This window comes from Janthinobacterium sp. HH102 (assembly GCF_001758625.2).
GTDB lineage: Bacteria > Pseudomonadota > Gammaproteobacteria > Burkholderiales > Burkholderiaceae_D > Janthinobacterium.
Genome location: NZ_CP062062.1, coordinates 3,510,732 through 3,525,997, shown reverse-complemented (window position 1 = coordinate 3,525,997; position 15,266 = coordinate 3,510,732). Strand labels below are relative to the sequence as shown.

The window sequence follows — 15,266 nt, the reverse complement described above, 5'->3', positions numbered from 1 at the left end:
ATGGCCGGGCGCATGCGACGAATCGACAATGGGGCCGACGAACGGCAAGCCATGTTCTGGTCAACAAGACAAGCGGCCGCTACACTACGCCCATGACCAGACAAACGACCCTGCTGCAGGGCTGGCGCTCCCTATGGGAACTGCGCCCCCGGCACGAAGTGCCCACCCTCACCCGCCTGCTGCTCATCTCCCTGATCGGCATCGCCCTGGCACTGGGCCTGATGGCCGTGGTCGCCATCTTCGGCCGGGTCGACCGGCCGCACTGGTGGTGGGCCTCGCTGCTGCCGAATATCGGCATCTGCCTGTGCATCGTGCATACCCTGTTCGGCGTGCTGCGCCTGGCCGGGCGCTGGCTGCCGACGCCGCTCGTCGAGCGCATGTCGCATGTGCGCGACATCCGCGCCGGCATGGGCCTGGGCGCGCTGTCCCTGGCCGCCATCATCCTCGGCATGAGCATCGGCTTCACCATCGTCCCGATACTGGTGGGTTTCAAGCTGTGGGGCATGTTCGTCTCCCTGCCTGCCGCGCTGACCAAGTTTGCCGTCTTCATCCTGTTTGTCATGGGCGCCAACTGGGCCTGGTGGCGCTCGCGCCTGCGCCAGCAGCAGCTGCAAAGCGAGGTGACGGAGGCGCGCCTGCGCCTGCTGCAGGGGCAGATCGAGCCGCACCTGCTGTTCAACACCCTGGCCAACATCCAGAGCCTGATGGACTACGATCCGCCGCGCGCGAAACGCATGCTGGAAACGTTTTCCGGCTACCTGCGCGCCAGCCTGTCGCAGCTGCGCCAGGGCGACAGCACGCTGGAAGCGGAACTCGACATGGCCAGCCAGTATTTGTGCCTGCTGCAGATCCGCATGGACGAGCGCCTGCGTTTCCGCATCGACGCCAGCGCGCAAGCGTGCCTGGCCAGCATGCCCACGCTGATGCTGCAGCCGCTGGTGGAAAATGCCATCGTGCACGGACTGGCGCCCATGTTGGACGGCGGCAGCGTCGTCGTGCATGCCGAGGTGCGCGCGGGCCGTCTTGAAATCCGCGTGCTTGACGACGGCATGGGCTTGACGGCCCCAGGCAAGCCACCGCGTCCGGGCAGCGGCATGGCGCTGGCAAATCTGCGCTCGCGCCTGCAGGCCCAGTTCGGCGCGCAGGCCAGCCTGGTCCTGCGCGGGCGCGAGCATGGCACCGAAGCCGTGCTGGAGCTGCCGTACCAGCGCGCCGCCAGCGCAGGACCAGTGGAGGCCGCATGACGCGCGCCCTGATCGCGGACGATGAACCGCACCTGGCGCTCTACTTGCGCGACCAGCTGCTGGCCCTGTGGCCGGACTTGCAGATCATTCATATGGCGCGCAATGGCGTCGAGGCCGCCGCCTGCATCGCCGAGCTGGAACCCGATATCGCCTTTCTCGATATCCAGATGCCGGGGCTGTCCGGCCTTGAGGTGGCGCAAGGCATCGAAGGCCCTACCCGCGTGGTGTTCGTCACCGCCTTCGACGAGTTTGCCCTGCAAGCCTTTGAGCAGGCGGCGCTCGATTACGTATTGAAACCCGTTACCACCGAAAGGCTGGCCCGTACCGTGGCGCGCTTGCGGTCGGTGGCGCCCTTGCCGCCCGCCAGTGCGGCCATGGCACTGGCGCTGCAGCAACTGACGGCCGCGCCCGGACCTGCCCGCCCCCGGCTGCGCTACATCCTCGCGTCCAGGGGCGAGCGCACGCACCACCTCGACGTGGCCAAGGTGCGCTTTTTCCATGCCGACGACAAGTACACGGTCGTCGCCAGCGTGGATGGCGAATTCCTGATCCGCACGCCCATCATGGAGCTGGCCGCCCAGCTTGATCCGGAACAGTTCTGGCAAGTGCACCGCTCTACCCTGATCAATCTGGCCTGGCTGGACGGCACGCGCCGCGACGACGCCAGCCGTTTATTCGTGCGCATGCGCGGCCACGCGGGCGAGCTGCCCGTGAGCCGCGCCTTCGTCCACCTGTTCCGGGCCATGTAGCGCGTCCTGCCCGCTTGCCTTCCGTCGCCCTGGCTGTCGATTCGTCACAAGGCCCGTGCGGCGGGCGTCGCCGTTGGCCATGCTGGCATTTTTATTGCCGGAGACGCCCATGTTCAAGCTATTGCCGATATGTTTACTGTGTGCCGCCACCGCCCAGCCCGCCCTTGCCACCCAGCCCGCCCCCGTCATCGACAAGGTCGACGGGCGCCTGGTGGAATCGCTGATCCTGCGCCATCCCACCTCGCGGGACGTGGTGGTGTTCGAGAATGGTTCGCGCGCAACGCTGGACAAATGGGGCGTGGTGCCCGAGCGGCTGGCATTGGACACCTCCGTGTTCGCGTATCACCGGCCCGGCTATGGCAACAGCGAAGCGGCCGCCGCGCCGCGCGACGGCCGCACCATCGTCGAGGAGCTGCGCGCCGTGCTGCGCTTCAAGGGCTTGCATCCGCCCTATGTGCTGGTCGGCCATTCGCTGGGCGGCCTGTACCTGCAGCTGTTTGCCCGCACTTACCCTGAGGAAGTCAAGGCCCTGGTGCTGGTCGATGCGCTGTATCCGCGCATGGTGACGCCGGTACAGGATTTCCCATTGCTGACGCGCATCGTGGGCCAGTTGGCCTTTTCACGCGCCGTCTGGCGCGAAATCGAACAGATCGATGCGACGGGCAAGATGGTGTTGAGCCTGCCTGACATCGACAAGCCCGTGGTACGCCTGGAAAACCGGCCCGTCTCCAGCACGGCGATCGCCGTCGACTTTGGCGCGTTCAGGATGGATAAAACCACCCGCGACGGCGTCAACGCGCTGTACCCGCAGGCGGTCAGGATGGTGGCCGATTCCAGCCACCAGATGGCATTGACGACGCCCGACATCGTCGAGGCAGCGATCCGGCAGGTGTTGCCCGGCCCCGGCGGGAAGACGGTCGCCGGGCAATGAGGCCGGCTGGTGCCGGTCTTTGCGGTCAGTTGCTTGCGATCAGGCCGCGCGGCGTGCCCGCAGATGCAGGTGGCGGATGGTGGCGGCGGCCGCCATCAGGATGGCGGAAGCCGTTGCCAGCACGACAATAAATGCCTTGTCGAAGGCCGAACGGGCCAGTTCCGACACTTGCAAGCCCAGTTCGGCCGGCAATTGCTCGGCGGCCAGCAGCGCCGCGTCCAAGGTGTCATGGGCGTTCGGCAGCAGGCCCGCGCTTTCCGGGATCACCAGGGTGGCGCTGTAGACGGCCGACATGATGGTGCCCAGCACCGTCACGCCGATCACGGCGCCCAGCTCGTACGACACCTCCTCGATCGAGGCGGCCATGCCGGCTTGCTGGGGAGCCACGTTGAGCATCACGGCGCTCGATGCGGCCGTCATGACGGCGCCCAGGCCCAGGCCCAGGATCATCAGGCTGGCCACTTGCGCCGAGACGGCGGCGTCATGCAGCACCAGATACGATGCCATACCTATACCGGACAGCAACAGCGAACCCCACAAGACCTTGGCCTTGTCGGCACGCGGCAGCATGAAACCCGTCAACGGACCGGCAAACACGGATGCCAGCGGCAGCGGCAACAGCAGCAGACCCGCTTCCAACGGCGACAGTTCCCGCACCAGCTGCATGTGCTGGCTCAGCGCCAGTTCCATGCCGATCAGGGCGGCGGACGCCACCATGGCGGCGGCCACTGCGCTGGAAAACGGCAGTTCGCGGAACAGGGCGAAGTCGATCAGCGGCCGGGCTTGGCGCTTCTGGCGACGGACGAATTTGAGCATGAAGAAGGCGCCCACGGCGAACGAGGCGGCGGCCAGCGCATACGAGGGCTGCGACTTGCCCAGCTCCTTGATCGCATACACGCCACCAAGCAAACCCATCATGACTTGCAGCGAGCCCTTCAAGTCCCATGGCTTGTCGCGGTTACCGGCCCGTTTCGGCAGGATGACAGTGGCCAAGACCAGGGTCAGCAGCACGATGGGCACGTTGATCAGGAAAACGGAACCCCACCAGTAATGTTCCATCAAGAAACCACCGAGCACCGGGCCGAACGCGGCGCCGCCCGAGGCGATGGCCGCCCACACGCCGATGGCGAACGAGCGCTCGCGGTTATCCGTAAAGGTCAGGCGGATGATGGACAAGGTGGCCGGCATCATCAGCGCGGCGCCGATGGCCAGCAGCACGCGGGCAAAGATCAGCCATTCTGCAGCCGGCGAAAACGCGGCGCACAGCGAGGCGATGCCGAACACGGCCAGGCCGGCGAGGAAAACGGGTTTGTGGCTCAAGCGGTCCCCGAGGGTGCCGAGGCCGGGCAACAGACCGGAAACGACCAGCGCGTAGACGTTGATGATCCACAGTTTTTGCGAGGAAGTGGCCTGCAAGTCGCGCGTCAGCGCGGGCAAGGCGGTGTAGAGCACGGTCATGTCGACCACGATCAGGAACAGGGCGCTGGAGACGATGGCCAGCGTCAGCCATTTTTTCATTGGATGCATAAACAACTCATGGATTTTAGTGTAACTTTTAACAACTATCGGTTTGGATAAATCTGGTGCTGCGCAAATATTTACGTTCCAGGCTGCCACGGGCCTGGCCTTGTCGGGGGCGGCGGGCGTCAGCCACGGTCGCCATCCTTGTCATCCACGGCGGCCGACACTGCCGGCGCATCGAGCTCGCGCAGCATGACGACGGACACTTGCTTGAAGCCGCGGCCCTGGAAGAATTGTTGTGCTTTCAAGTTGTGCGCGCCGCATTCGAGGAACAAACGGGCGATGCCGTGGCTGCGCAGCTCGTCGGCCACCCACTCCACCAGCAAGCTGCCGATGCCGCTGCCGCGTACGGAAGGCAGCAAGACCAGGTCGTCCAGCGCGGCGAACGATTTCGAGGCGCGCTGGCGCGTATCGATGGACACCAAGGCCATGCCGACGATGGCGTCACCGGCAGTGGCGACGGCCAGCAGGGTCGAATCGCCATGCGCCCAGCCGTGCGACAGGGCGGCGCGGATTTCGCCGCGTATCACTTCAGGCAAGTCCGCGCGCCAGTTGCCGGGCGCATCGGCCCGTTCGCCCTGCAGCTCCGAATGGGAGATATAGTCGGCGCTGACGTTGTCAAGGTAGAGCTTGCACAGTGTATCTTCGGCGCTGGTATCGTGACACCAGCTGAAGCGGATGGCGGGGGTATGGGCTTGGGCGTTTCTCATTGCGAATCTCGTGTTGTTGAATTGGTAAATACCATTTTATGTCGTCCCTGAATGGCATTCAAGTTAAAATCCATCTGTAAAACAGATAGGTGGATACGATGCAATGGACTTTGGAACAAATGCGTTACTTCGAAGCGGCCGTCGCGGCCGGTTCTTTCTCGGGCGCGGCGCGCCGGCTGGGCCGCGCGCAATCAGTGGTCAGCACCTCGATCGGGCTGCTGGAAGCGGAATTCGGCGTGGAACTGTTCGACCGTTCGCGCCGCAGCGCCGTGCTGACGGAGGCGGGCAAGGTGATGCACCTCGAAGCGTGCGAACTGCTGCGCCAGGCCGAGCGCTTGCAGCTGCGCGCCCAGCTGCTGAGCGAGGCGCCCGAAGCGCAGCTGACCCTGGCCCTGGACGAAGCCCTGCCCTACCTGGCCATCGGCACCCTGGTCAAGGAACTGGCGGCGCGCTACCCGGCGCTGGAACTGGTGATGCTCAACGCCACGGCGTCGGAAGTGGCGCAATACGTGGAGCAGCAGCAAGCCGACGTGGCTTTTCACTTCGACCGCGGCCCGATTTCTCCCGTGCTGGAGCAGCAGCACATCGGCAGCGTGGCGCAAGGCGTGTTCGTGGCCAAGGGCCACCCGATGGCGCACGGCCAGGAAGTGAGCCGCAACGAGCTGACCCGCTACCGCCAGCTGATCATGGATTCCGAGCTGAATCGCGAACAGGCCTTCAGCCCCGCTGTGTGGTTCTCCGACAGTTTTTACAGCATCGCGGAAATGGTCGCGGACGAGCTGGGCTGGGCGATTTTGCCGCTGAATATCGCCAATTACGACAATTACAAGGGCTATCTGCAGGAAGTGCCCTGCCCTGCGCTGGCTTTATCCAGGCTACCGGTGCGGCGGCTGTCGATACATGGGAAGAAGCTGAGCGAGACGAGTTTGTGGCTGACGACCAGGCTGGCGGAGTTGTTGGCGGATGGGCCTAGGGGGTGAGACAGTTGGACGGTCGCTGAACTGTTGCCCATGATCTAGAATGGCACGCTCTGGCCATTCAAGGTAATACAGCAAAGGAAATACAGCATGGAATTCGATTGGCACGGCGGCATTATTTCCCGCCACACTGTCGTTGATGTGCACTACAGGAATACGCAGAACGTCAGGCGCTTCCTGCTTGCCCAATGCGGACCGCAATTTACGTTCCAGCGCGATTTCATGGCCTGGATACGCGACGGCGCCGCGAAAACCATGGGCGATGTTGCCGATGAGTGGCTACGCCGCCACCGCATTGCCCGCTAGCCGCTTGCACGCACGAAAATAGAAAGATTGACATGACGCTATCAACGGTGTTCAGCAACTGGCTCGCCATGGCCAAAGACGATCCTGTGGAGATTGATCCCGACGACATCAACCACGAAGCCAGGACCAATATGTGGAGCTTTTCGCCCACTGACGAGGAAACACCGCAGATCCATGCGGCCGATATCGTCGCCTTCATCGGCAAGGTGATCGCGGCGCGCCGCAGTGCCCTCGCTGGCGAGGATATGCTGTTCTATTGCTGGCACGATGCGCAATGCCGGCAGTTGCGCTTCAGCCTGGTGTCGCGCTCGCATGGGCGGCTGCCGTTTCGCTGCGAACTGCGCGAAACGCAGGATCTGGCGCTGATCGCCGAGCGCGTGGTCAACGGCGACTGGCGCAATGAGGATTTCATGCAGGCCCCGTCGGAGGACGGCGATGCGCAGGAGCCGGCGCCGTTCGTGCTGCCCGTGTTCGTGGCGCCTGTGCCCTAGGAATCAGCGCGCCTGAAAACGCGCGGGCCGGCAAGCCTCCAGGGCCGGCGCTGGCTCGCCAGTGACAATCTCCCCGCTGGCCAGCTGGCCCACGATGGCGGCCAGCACCACGCCCGGATGCATGGCGCATACGTACACTCCTTTGATATTTTGCAGATAGCCGATGACGGGTACGCCGTCTGCGGGCATGGGGCGCAAGCCGATGCCGGCGAATTCCGGCACAATGGCTTCGGCGCCCGCCAGTTCTGCCCTAATCGCGCTGGCCGTGCGTAGCGCGATGGCGGCGGGCTGGTTTTCCGGCGCGTCGTCCAGATAGTCTTCCGCTGCCAGCATGGTCCCGTCCTCGGCTTGCCGCACTTCCATTGCATGGCTGGAAATGATGCCGCGCACGAGGCCCTGCGGCGCCTGGTAGCGCAGGAAGATGGCGGGCGAGGCGTGGATCGGCAGGCTGGCGCCCAGCTTTTCCGCCAGCGAAGCAGTGCTTGTGCCCGCCGCCAGCACGACCATATCAGCCTCGATGAGGCCCGCGGCCGTTTCCACGCCCGTCACCTGTGCGTCCCGGACGGTAAAACGCAGCACGGGCGTGTGCGTGCGGACCGTTGCACCGAGCGCCTGGGCCGCCGCCAGCAAGGCGTGCGTGGCGGCAACGGCGTCGAGCGCGCCCTGCTCCGGTTCGTAGATAGCCTGTTCCGGCGGCTGCCGCAGCTGCGGTTCAAGCTGGGCGATGCGCGAGCGGTCAATCAAGATGGATTCGGGCGACACACGCCCATCCTGCGTGCCATACGACAAGGCGCCGTGCCAGCGCATCGTCAAGCCCGGCACCTGCGATTCCAGCTTCCGGTAGGCTGCGATGGCGCCGCCGCGCAGGGCCGCGATGGGATCAATCCCCGCGCAGGAGGTGTTAATCCACGCAAACGAGGTGCCCGTCACGCCGGACGCGATGGCGCCCGCCTCGACCACGGTGACTTGTGCGCCCTTGCTGGCCAAGTGGTAGGCGAGCGACGCGCCGACGATGCCGGCGCCGATGACGACGACGACGACGCGTTCTGGAGCACTTTGATTCATAGTTGACAACTTTGCTTATTTATCACAAGACCGAGTCTACCACGGGCGCCGCAACTCCAGCGCATAGGCATGGCCATCGACAACCTTGCCTTCCACGATGGCGATATCTAGAACCCGGCAAGGCGCCGCGCAGCCGTGCGCGAACCCACCAGCGACGCCACCAGCAGCGTAGTGGCCATGGCGGAGCATTGCAATAAGTCGATGAATTCGGACATGGTGCCTCCTGTTTTCGATGAGCGTAGCAACATTCGCGCTTGATCAGCGCGCGCCTTGCAGACGACAACTACATTGATATTTATCAAACTGACAGCCCGATACCCGGGCTATTGTCGGTGCCATCTTTGATTTGAAACAGAAACTCTGCTGCCAAGAATCGACCATACCAGACGCAACGCCAGTTCTCGCCAGGCTCTTCATTTCCCAGCCGATAACGCTCGCCAAGTGCGGTAACACCCAGCGTTCCCCCTCTCTTGCCTGCACGGGCGTGGGAAACTTTTGCTAACGATTTTGCAGCTTTTTTAATGAACGTTAAAAAGGATTTCGTATGAGCACGTATTCTGATATTTGCATCATCGGCGCCGGCATAGGCGGCCTGACTTGCGCCAATCGGCTGATCGACGGCGCTGCCGGCAGGAAGCTGCGCATCCGGGTCTTCGACCTGAACGCCACCGTCGGCGGCCGCATCCAGTCGCGGAAAATAGATGGCGAGGAAATCGCCGAACTGGGCGCCGCCCGCTACTCGCCGCAGCTGCATCCGCATTTCCAGCAACTCATGCAGGGTAGCGGATTGCCGCATGCGGTCTACCCGTTCACCGAAGTCATCTCCCACGATAGCGTGCTGGAAGAGCTGAAGGCAACACTGGATGACCTGAGCCCGATGCTGAAAGAGCATCCGAATGACTCCTTCCTCGCGTTCGTCAGCCATTACCTGGGCGCCGCCAAGGCCACCCACATCATCAAGGCGACCGGCTATGACGCATTGCTGCTGCCGATGGTGTCGGCGGCCATGGCCTACGACATCATCAAGAAGCACCCGGAAACGCAGCATTTTACGGAAAACGCCGCCAACCAGTGGCACTATGCGACCGACGGCTACCACGCGTTGCTGTGCCAGTTGCAGCACCAGGCCCAGGCCGCCGGGGTGGAATTCCGGCTCGAACACCGCCTGCTGTCCGTTGAAAAATCCGGCGCCGAGCATGTGCTCGCCTTCAGCCACCACGGCGACACGCAGATGCACCGCACACGCCATCTGGTGATGGCCATCCCGCCGTCCGCCATGCCGCGCCTGAACCTGGATTTCCCGCACGCCTGGAGTCCGTTCCGGTACGACTCGCTGCCCCTGTTCAAGGGCTTCCTGACGTTCGACACGGCCTGGTGGGACGCGCTCGGGCTGACCGACAAGGTGCTGATGGCGGCAAATCCCCTGCGCAAGATCTACTTCAAGAGCGACAAATATGTGCTGTTCTATACCGACAGCAAAAGCGCCGCCTACTGGCGGGACAGCCTCGAGCTCGGTGAAGACGTGTACCTGGAGCGTGTCCGCAGCCACCTGGAAGAAGTGCTGCCGCTCGACGGTCAGCCGCTGCCACAGATCAAGGCGCACTTTCACAAGTTCTGGCCCCATGGCGTCGAGTTTTGCGTGGAGCCGGAAGCCGAGCACCCGGCCGTCCTGCTGCACCGGGACGGCATCATTTCCTGTTCGGATGCGTATACCGCGCATTGCGGCTGGATGGAAGGCAGCCTGATCAGTGCCCAGCAAGCCAGCGGCCTGTTGCTGCAACGGCTAGATCAGCTGGAAGACGTCGCCGCCGCCAACGATACCTTCATCACTACCTCGACCGAGCGCGCATGAGCCTACTTGACTTCCCCCGCCTGCATTTTCGGGGTTTTGCCCGCGCCAATGTGCCGACCGGGAATCGCAATACGCATGGCAACATCGATATCGCCACGAATGCGGTATCGATGGCGGGCGAAGCTGTCGACCTGAGCCGGCCGCCGGCTGAATTCCATGCGCACCTGAAACAGCTTGCCCCCCGTTTCAATGCGGAGGGCAAGCCCGATCCGGACGGCATCTTCAGCCAGGCGGCGGGCTATAACTTTTGCGGCAACAATCATTTCTCGTGGGAGAACGCGAGGATCACGGGCGTCCAGCTGCGCGATGGCGAGGTCGATACGCAAGACGCGCTGGTGGGCGCCAAGCTGGCGCTGTGGGGCCACTACAACGAGTATCTGCGTACGACGCTCAACCGCGCCAGGTGGATCGACAACAACCCGGCCCAGCCGGACACCACGCTGATCTACGCCGGCCAGTTCACCTTGAGCGACAAACTGGCCACGCCAAACACGCCCACCTTGTTCACCGCCGACATCGCGCAGGCGCATTCGGTGCGCTGGCTCGGCAGCGGCCATATCACGGAACGCAGCGGGCATTTCCTGGATGATGAATTCGGCCGCTCCAGGCTGTTCCAGTTTTCCGTGGCAAAGGGGGACCCGCATTTCCTGTTCAATGCGGACCTGCCGCTGCCGGCCAGCATGCATGCCTTGCAGCAAGCCCTGGCCGACGACGAGGTGCTGGGACTGACGGTGCAGTATTGCCTGTTCAATATGTCCACGCCGCAAAAACCCGACTCGCCCGTGTTCTACGACCTGGCCGGCAGCATCGGCCTGTGGCGGCGCGACGAGCTGGCCACCTATCCGGCCGGCCGCCTGCTGCAGCCGCGCCAGGGCAGCCTGGGGCCGGTGCTGGTAAAAGTACATGCGGACCGCGTCTCGTTCAACATGCCGACCGCCATTCCGTTCACCACGCGCGGCACGGGCGCCGTCTCGGAACAGCATCCGACGCATGCCCTGGGCGGCAAGCAGGCGCTGGGCGAGCTGTTGCTGCATGACGGCGCCGGCACCTTGCTGGCCCGGATTCCCGAGCAGCTGTACCGCGACTATTGGCGCCATCACGGCGTCTTCGATGTGCCGCTGCAACATGCCGCCGCCTCGGGTTCGCTCAGCCTGGGCAGCGCACAGGCGCAGTGGGAAGAAGCCGACTGGGTGCTGCAATCGGACAGCAACCAGCTGTACCTGGAAGCGCCGAACCGGAAAAAGCACGAGCAATTTCCGCAGACGATCACCGTACAAAGCCGCTTCCGCGGCGCGCTGGCGGCACCCGCAGACCTTTCGGCGCAGGCCGAGGACGGTGCGCTGCTGGCCGTGCAGCAGCAGCCGTCGCCGCTCGGGCATGGCTATACGGCGCTGACCCTGACGGGCCGCCAGCCGGGCGCGACCAGGATCGTGCTGGGGACCGGCAACGACAAACAGTACCTCGGCGTGCGCGTGCTGCCTGACGACTGGGACCTCGACGACGTACCGGCCGAACAGGTCGACTACGCCTTCCTCTACCGGCATGTGATGAGCTACTACGAGCTCGTGTACCCCTTCATGTCGGACAAGGTCTTCAGCCTGGCGGACCAGTGCAAGTGCGAAACGTATTCGCGCCTGATGTGGCAGATGTGCGATCCGCAGAACCGCGACAAGAGCTATTACATGCCCAGCACCCGCGAACTGTCGCTGCCGAAGTCGCGCCTGTTCCTCAAATACCTGACGCAGGTCGAGGCAAAGGCCAAGGCGGCGCTGCCGCAACCGGCGGCACAGCATGTCATCGGCGGCAAGGCGGAGCTGATCGACGAGCTGAAGAAGGCCATCGACCTGGAATTGTCGCTGATGCTGCAATACCTGTATGCCGCGTATTCGATTCCCAATTACGCGCAGGGGGCGGCGCTGGTGCGGGCCGGCCGCTGGCTGCCGGCCGAGCTGGAACTGGCCTGCGGCGGCGAAGACCGGCGCCGCAACAGCGGTACGCGCGGCGCGCTGCTGGAAATCGCCCATGAAGAAATGATTCACTACTTATTAGTCAACAATGTGTTGATGGCGCTGGGCGAACCGTTTTTTAGCGGCACCCCGGTGCTGGGCCAGCAGGCGCGCCAGCGTTTCGGCCTGGACACGGAATTTGCTTTCGAGCCATTTTCCGAACACGTGCTGGCCCGCTTCGTGCGTTTCGAATGGCCCGACTATATTCCCACGCCGGGCAAATCCATCGCGACCTTCTATACGGCGATCCGCCAGGCCGTGGCCGAGCTGCCCGGCCTGTTCGAGAGCGGCGGCGGCAAGCGCGGCGGCGAACACCACCTGTTCCTGAAAGAACTGACCAACCGCGCCTATCCCGGCTACCAGCTGGAGGTGTCCGACCGCGACAGCGCGCTGTTCGCCATCGACTTCGTCACCGAGCAGGGAGAAGGCGTGGCTGTCGATTCGCCACATTTCGCCTCGTCCCATTTCCACCGCCTGCGTGCCGTCGCCGGCAAGTTTTCAGCCTGCGACAAGCCGTTCGAGCCGGCCCTGCCGGCGCTGAAGAATCCCGTGCTGGAAGCGCGCGCGGACTGCAGCGTGGTGACCGACCCGAAGGCGCGCGCGCTGATGCGGCTGTATCAGGGGTGCTACGAACTGACCTTCCTGCTGATGGCGCACCATTTCGCGCAGCAGCCGCTGGGCAGCCTGCGCCGCTCGCGCCTGATGAACGCCTCGATCGACATCATGACCGGCCTGTTGCGCCCCCTGTCGGCGGCCCTGATGAACATGCCGTCCGGCTTGCCCGGCCGCCACGCGGGACCGCCCGTGCCCGAGCCGGTCGGCAGCCGGGTCAGCAGCGACTACAGCCTGGGCTGCGACATGCTGGCGCAGAAATGCCTGGCGCTGGCGCAGTACGCGCGCAGCCTTGAGAGCGATGTCATCGGCATGGCGCCGATAGAAATGTTGGAGTTTTTCAATCAGCAACTTACCGATTTATCTCGGGGAAAGATGTCAAGAGAGGCCTGAAATGCATAAAATCATTATCGTCGGCGGAGGCCTGGCAGGTAGCCTCAGCGCCATTTATCTGGCGCAACGGGGACACGATGTCCACGTTGTCGAAAAACGCGGCGATCCGCTGCTGGAGAATGCCGCAAACGCCGACCCGGTCAACTCGCGCGCCATCGGCGTGAGCATGACCGTGCGCGGCATCAAGGCCGTCCTGGGAGCCGGCATCAATAAACAGGAGCTCGACCAGTGCGGCGAGCCCATCGTCGGCATGGCGTTCAGCGTGGGCGGCCGGCACCGCATACGCGAGCTGACCCCGCTCGAAGGCCTGTTTCCCCTGTCGCTGGATCGCACGGCCTTCCAGCGCCTGCTGAACCGGCATGCCGTCAAGCACGAGGTGAAGTATTACTTTGAGCATAAATGCCTGGATGTCGACCTGGAAAGAAAGAGCGTACTGATTCAGGCCCCGGACGGCGCCGTACGGCAGCTGGATGGCGACCTGATCATTGGCGCAGACGGCGCCCATTCCGCGGTACGGCGCGCCATGCAAAGCGGCGTGCGCCGCTTTGAGTTCAGGCAGAGTTACTTCCGCCATGGCTACAAAACCTTGGTGTTGCCGAACGCGGCGGACTTGGGTTTCAGGAAGGATTTGCTGTACTTCTTCGGCATGGATTCCAAGGGGCTGTTTGCCGGCCGCGCGGCCACCATTCCGGACGGCAGCATCAGCTTTGCCCTGTGCCTGCCCTACACCGGCACACCGAGCCTGGGCACGCTGAACCGCGAAGCCATGGCCGACTTCTTCAGCCGCTACTTCGGCAGCCTGCCGCCGGAGCACCGCAAGGAGATGCTGGAGCAGTTCATGACGCTGCCCAGTAACGACCTCATCAATGTCCGCTCCAGCACCTTCCACTACAAGGCCAATATCCTGCTGATCGGCGATGCGGCGCATGCCACCGCCCCCTTCCTCGGGCAGGGCATGAACATGGCGCTGGAAGACGTCCACGTCTTCGTTTCCCTGCTGGAAAAGCACGGCAATGCCCTGGGCCCCGCCCTGTCCGAATTCACGCAGCAGCGCAAGGTGCAGGCCGACGCCATGCAGGACATGGCGATCGCCAACTATGAAGCACTGAGCAATCCGAATCTGATTTTCTTCCTGCAGACGCGCTACACGCGCTACATGCACAAGAAATTCCCCCGTGTTTATCCGCCAGACATGGCGGAGAAACTGTACTTCACATCGGTTCCCTACGATGAACTGCAGCAAATCCAGAAGAAACAAAACGTTTGGTACAAACTTGGAAGGGTAAATTAATGAACATTCTCGTTATCGGCGCAGGACCCGCAGGACTGATCTTTGCCAGTCAGATGAAACAGGCTCAACCGGGCTGGGATATCAGCATTACGGAAAAAAATACCCCGGAAGAAGTGCTGGGCTGGGGCGTGGTGCTGCCGGGACGGCCGCCGCGCCATCCTGCCAATCCGCTCTCCTACCTGGAGCAGCCGGAACGGCTCAATCCCCAGTTCCTGGAAGAATTCAAGCTCGTGCATCACGACCAGCCCAACCTGATGAGCACCGGTGTGACCCTGTGCGGCGTGGGACGCCAGGCCCTGGTGCAGGCCTTGCGCGCCAAGTGCGTGGCGGCCGGCATCGCCATCCGCTATGAAACGCCGCCGGCGGACAAGGCGCAGCTGGAAGCCGAGTACGACCTGGTGGTGGTGTCGAATGGCGTCAACTACAAATCGCTGGACTTGCCGCCCGCGCTGGCGCCGCACATCGATTTCGGCCGCAACAAATACATCTGGTATGGCACCACCCAGCTGTTCGACCAGATGAACCTGGTGTTCCGCAGCAATGACCAAGGGATTTTCATCGGCCATGCCTATAAATACTCGGACACGATGAGCACCTTTATCGTCGAATGCAGCGAAGAAACGTACGCCAAGGCGGGGCTGGAGGCGCTGTCCGAACGCGACGCCGCCGCGTATATCGCCCAAACCTTCAAGCCCGAACTCGGTGAGCACGGGTTGCAGAGCCAACCGGGCCAGGGCTGGCGCAACTTCATGACTCTCAGCCGCGGCCGGGCCTGCGACGGCAAGTTCGTGCTGCTCGGCGATGCGCTGCAATCGGGGCATTTTTCCATCGGCCATGGCACCACCATGGCGGTGGTGGCAGCCCTGCTGCTGGTCAAGATCCTCCATACCGAAGCCGGCACGGCGGCCGCCCTGGACAGCTTCAACGCGCGCGCCGTGCCCCTGATGCAATTGTTCAAGGACCACGCCAACAGCAGCCGTCTGTGGTTTGAGAGCGTGGGCGAGCGTATCGGACTGAGCAATGAAGAGCTGACCGCCAGCTTCGACGCGCGACGCAAGGACTTGCCGTCGCTGCAGGAAGCGCTGATGGCCAGCCTCGGCTACGCGCTGGGCCGCTAG

Annotated in this window: 13 protein-coding genes; 10 read left to right on the top strand and 3 right to left on the bottom strand. The window is 63.6% G+C overall.

Features of this window, described 5'->3' with window-relative positions:
* The first annotated feature begins 92 nt into the window (after positions 1–92).
* The 3 genes from JAB4_RS15960 to JAB4_RS15950 all read left to right on the top strand — a co-directional run bounded on the left by JAB4_RS15960 (position 93) and on the right by JAB4_RS15950 (position 2,924).
* A complete protein-coding gene (locus JAB4_RS15960) occupies positions 93–1,244 on the top strand; it encodes a histidine kinase (protein WP_070218776.1) in 1,152 nt (383 codons plus the stop codon).
* A complete protein-coding gene (locus JAB4_RS15955; protein ID WP_070218775.1) occupies positions 1,241–1,993 on the top strand; it encodes a LytTR family DNA-binding domain-containing protein in 753 nt (250 codons plus the stop codon). Before JAB4_RS15960 ends, JAB4_RS15955 begins: the two co-directional genes overlap by 4 nt.
* Before the next feature lie 109 nt (positions 1,994–2,102).
* Positions 2,103–2,924 carry an alpha/beta fold hydrolase gene (locus JAB4_RS15950; protein ID WP_070218774.1) on the top strand — a complete coding sequence of 274 codons (822 nt, stop codon included), beginning with the start codon at positions 2,103–2,105 and terminating at the stop codon, positions 2,922–2,924.
* Positions 2,925–2,963: 39 nt separating this feature from the next.
* Here JAB4_RS15950 and JAB4_RS15945 read toward each other — a convergent pair whose 3' ends face one another.
* The gene (locus tag JAB4_RS15945; RefSeq protein ID WP_275527855.1) at positions 2,964–4,442 is read right to left on the bottom strand and encodes an MFS transporter; all 1,479 of its coding nucleotides are present in this window, start codon (positions 4,440–4,442) and stop codon (positions 2,964–2,966) included.
* 128 nt (positions 4,443–4,570) lie between these two features.
* Positions 4,571–5,155, bottom strand: coding sequence for a GNAT family N-acetyltransferase (locus tag JAB4_RS15940; protein ID WP_070218772.1), 585 nt, complete (start codon positions 5,153–5,155; stop codon positions 4,571–4,573).
* A 98-nt stretch (positions 5,156–5,253) separates the two neighbouring features.
* On the opposite strand from JAB4_RS15940, the gene JAB4_RS15935 reads away from it, so the two are divergent.
* From JAB4_RS15935 to JAB4_RS15925, 3 genes are all read left to right on the top strand, one after another.
* The gene (locus JAB4_RS15935; RefSeq protein ID WP_070218771.1) at positions 5,254–6,135 is read left to right on the top strand and encodes a LysR family transcriptional regulator; all 882 of its coding nucleotides are present in this window, start codon (positions 5,254–5,256) and stop codon (positions 6,133–6,135) included.
* An 87-nt stretch (positions 6,136–6,222) separates the two neighbouring features.
* Complete coding sequence (locus JAB4_RS15930; RefSeq protein WP_070218770.1) at positions 6,223–6,438, top strand: DUF6434 domain-containing protein; 216 nt, start codon at positions 6,223–6,225, stop codon at positions 6,436–6,438.
* 32 nt (positions 6,439–6,470) lie between these two features.
* Positions 6,471–6,929 (top strand): hypothetical protein, encoded by a 459-nt coding sequence (locus tag JAB4_RS15925; RefSeq protein ID WP_227741966.1) that lies wholly within the window; start codon positions 6,471–6,473, stop codon positions 6,927–6,929.
* Positions 6,930–6,932: 3 nt separating this feature from the next.
* On the opposite strand, the gene JAB4_RS15920 is transcribed toward JAB4_RS15925, so the two are convergent.
* Positions 6,933–7,994, bottom strand: a complete 1,062-nt coding sequence (locus tag JAB4_RS15920) for an FAD-binding oxidoreductase (protein ID WP_070218769.1) — start codon at positions 7,992–7,994, stop codon at positions 6,933–6,935.
* A gap of 544 nt (positions 7,995–8,538) precedes the next feature.
* Between JAB4_RS15920 and JAB4_RS15915 the strand changes: the two genes are divergently transcribed.
* Genes JAB4_RS15915 through JAB4_RS15900 form a run of 4 tightly spaced genes read left to right on the top strand, consistent with a single transcriptional unit; the run spans position 8,539 to position 15,266 of the window.
* Positions 8,539–9,846, top strand: a complete 1,308-nt coding sequence (locus tag JAB4_RS15915; RefSeq protein ID WP_070218768.1) for an FAD-dependent oxidoreductase — start codon at positions 8,539–8,541, stop codon at positions 9,844–9,846.
* Positions 9,843–12,857 carry an iminophenyl-pyruvate dimer synthase VioB gene (vioB, locus tag JAB4_RS15910; protein ID WP_070218767.1) on the top strand — a complete coding sequence of 1,005 codons (3,015 nt, stop codon included), beginning with the start codon at positions 9,843–9,845 and terminating at the stop codon, positions 12,855–12,857. Before JAB4_RS15915 ends, vioB begins: the two co-directional genes overlap by 4 nt.
* A 1-nt stretch (position 12,858) precedes the next feature.
* Positions 12,859–14,148 carry an NAD(P)/FAD-dependent oxidoreductase gene (locus JAB4_RS15905; protein WP_070218766.1) on the top strand — a complete coding sequence of 430 codons (1,290 nt, stop codon included), beginning with the start codon at positions 12,859–12,861 and terminating at the stop codon, positions 14,146–14,148.
* The gene (locus JAB4_RS15900; RefSeq protein WP_070218765.1) at positions 14,148–15,266 is read left to right on the top strand and encodes a tryptophan hydroxylase; all 1,119 of its coding nucleotides are present in this window, start codon (positions 14,148–14,150) and stop codon (positions 15,264–15,266) included. Before JAB4_RS15905 ends, JAB4_RS15900 begins: the two co-directional genes overlap by 1 nt.

Coding starts and splice junctions, on each gene's coding strand:
- JAB4_RS15960 (WP_070218776.1), top strand. CDS start 93: ATGACCAGACAAACGACCCTGCTGCAGGGCTGGCGCTCCCTATGGGAA.
- JAB4_RS15955 (WP_070218775.1), top strand. CDS start 1,241: ATGACGCGCGCCCTGATCGCGGACGATGAACCGCACCTGGCGCTCTAC.
- JAB4_RS15950 (WP_070218774.1), top strand. CDS start 2,103: ATGTTCAAGCTATTGCCGATATGTTTACTGTGTGCCGCCACCGCCCAG.
- JAB4_RS15945 (WP_275527855.1), bottom strand. CDS start 4,442: ATGAAAAAATGGCTGACGCTGGCCATCGTCTCCAGCGCCCTGTTCCTG.
- JAB4_RS15940 (WP_070218772.1), bottom strand. CDS start 5,155: ATGAGAAACGCCCAAGCCCATACCCCCGCCATCCGCTTCAGCTGGTGT.
- JAB4_RS15935 (WP_070218771.1), top strand. CDS start 5,254: ATGCAATGGACTTTGGAACAAATGCGTTACTTCGAAGCGGCCGTCGCG.
- JAB4_RS15930 (WP_070218770.1), top strand. CDS start 6,223: ATGGAATTCGATTGGCACGGCGGCATTATTTCCCGCCACACTGTCGTT.
- JAB4_RS15925 (WP_227741966.1), top strand. CDS start 6,471: ATGACGCTATCAACGGTGTTCAGCAACTGGCTCGCCATGGCCAAAGAC.
- JAB4_RS15920 (WP_070218769.1), bottom strand. CDS start 7,994: ATGAATCAAAGTGCTCCAGAACGCGTCGTCGTCGTCGTCATCGGCGCC.
- JAB4_RS15915 (WP_070218768.1), top strand. CDS start 8,539: ATGAGCACGTATTCTGATATTTGCATCATCGGCGCCGGCATAGGCGGC.
- vioB (WP_070218767.1), top strand. CDS start 9,843: ATGAGCCTACTTGACTTCCCCCGCCTGCATTTTCGGGGTTTTGCCCGC.
- JAB4_RS15905 (WP_070218766.1), top strand. CDS start 12,859: ATGCATAAAATCATTATCGTCGGCGGAGGCCTGGCAGGTAGCCTCAGC.
- JAB4_RS15900 (WP_070218765.1), top strand. CDS start 14,148: ATGAACATTCTCGTTATCGGCGCAGGACCCGCAGGACTGATCTTTGCC.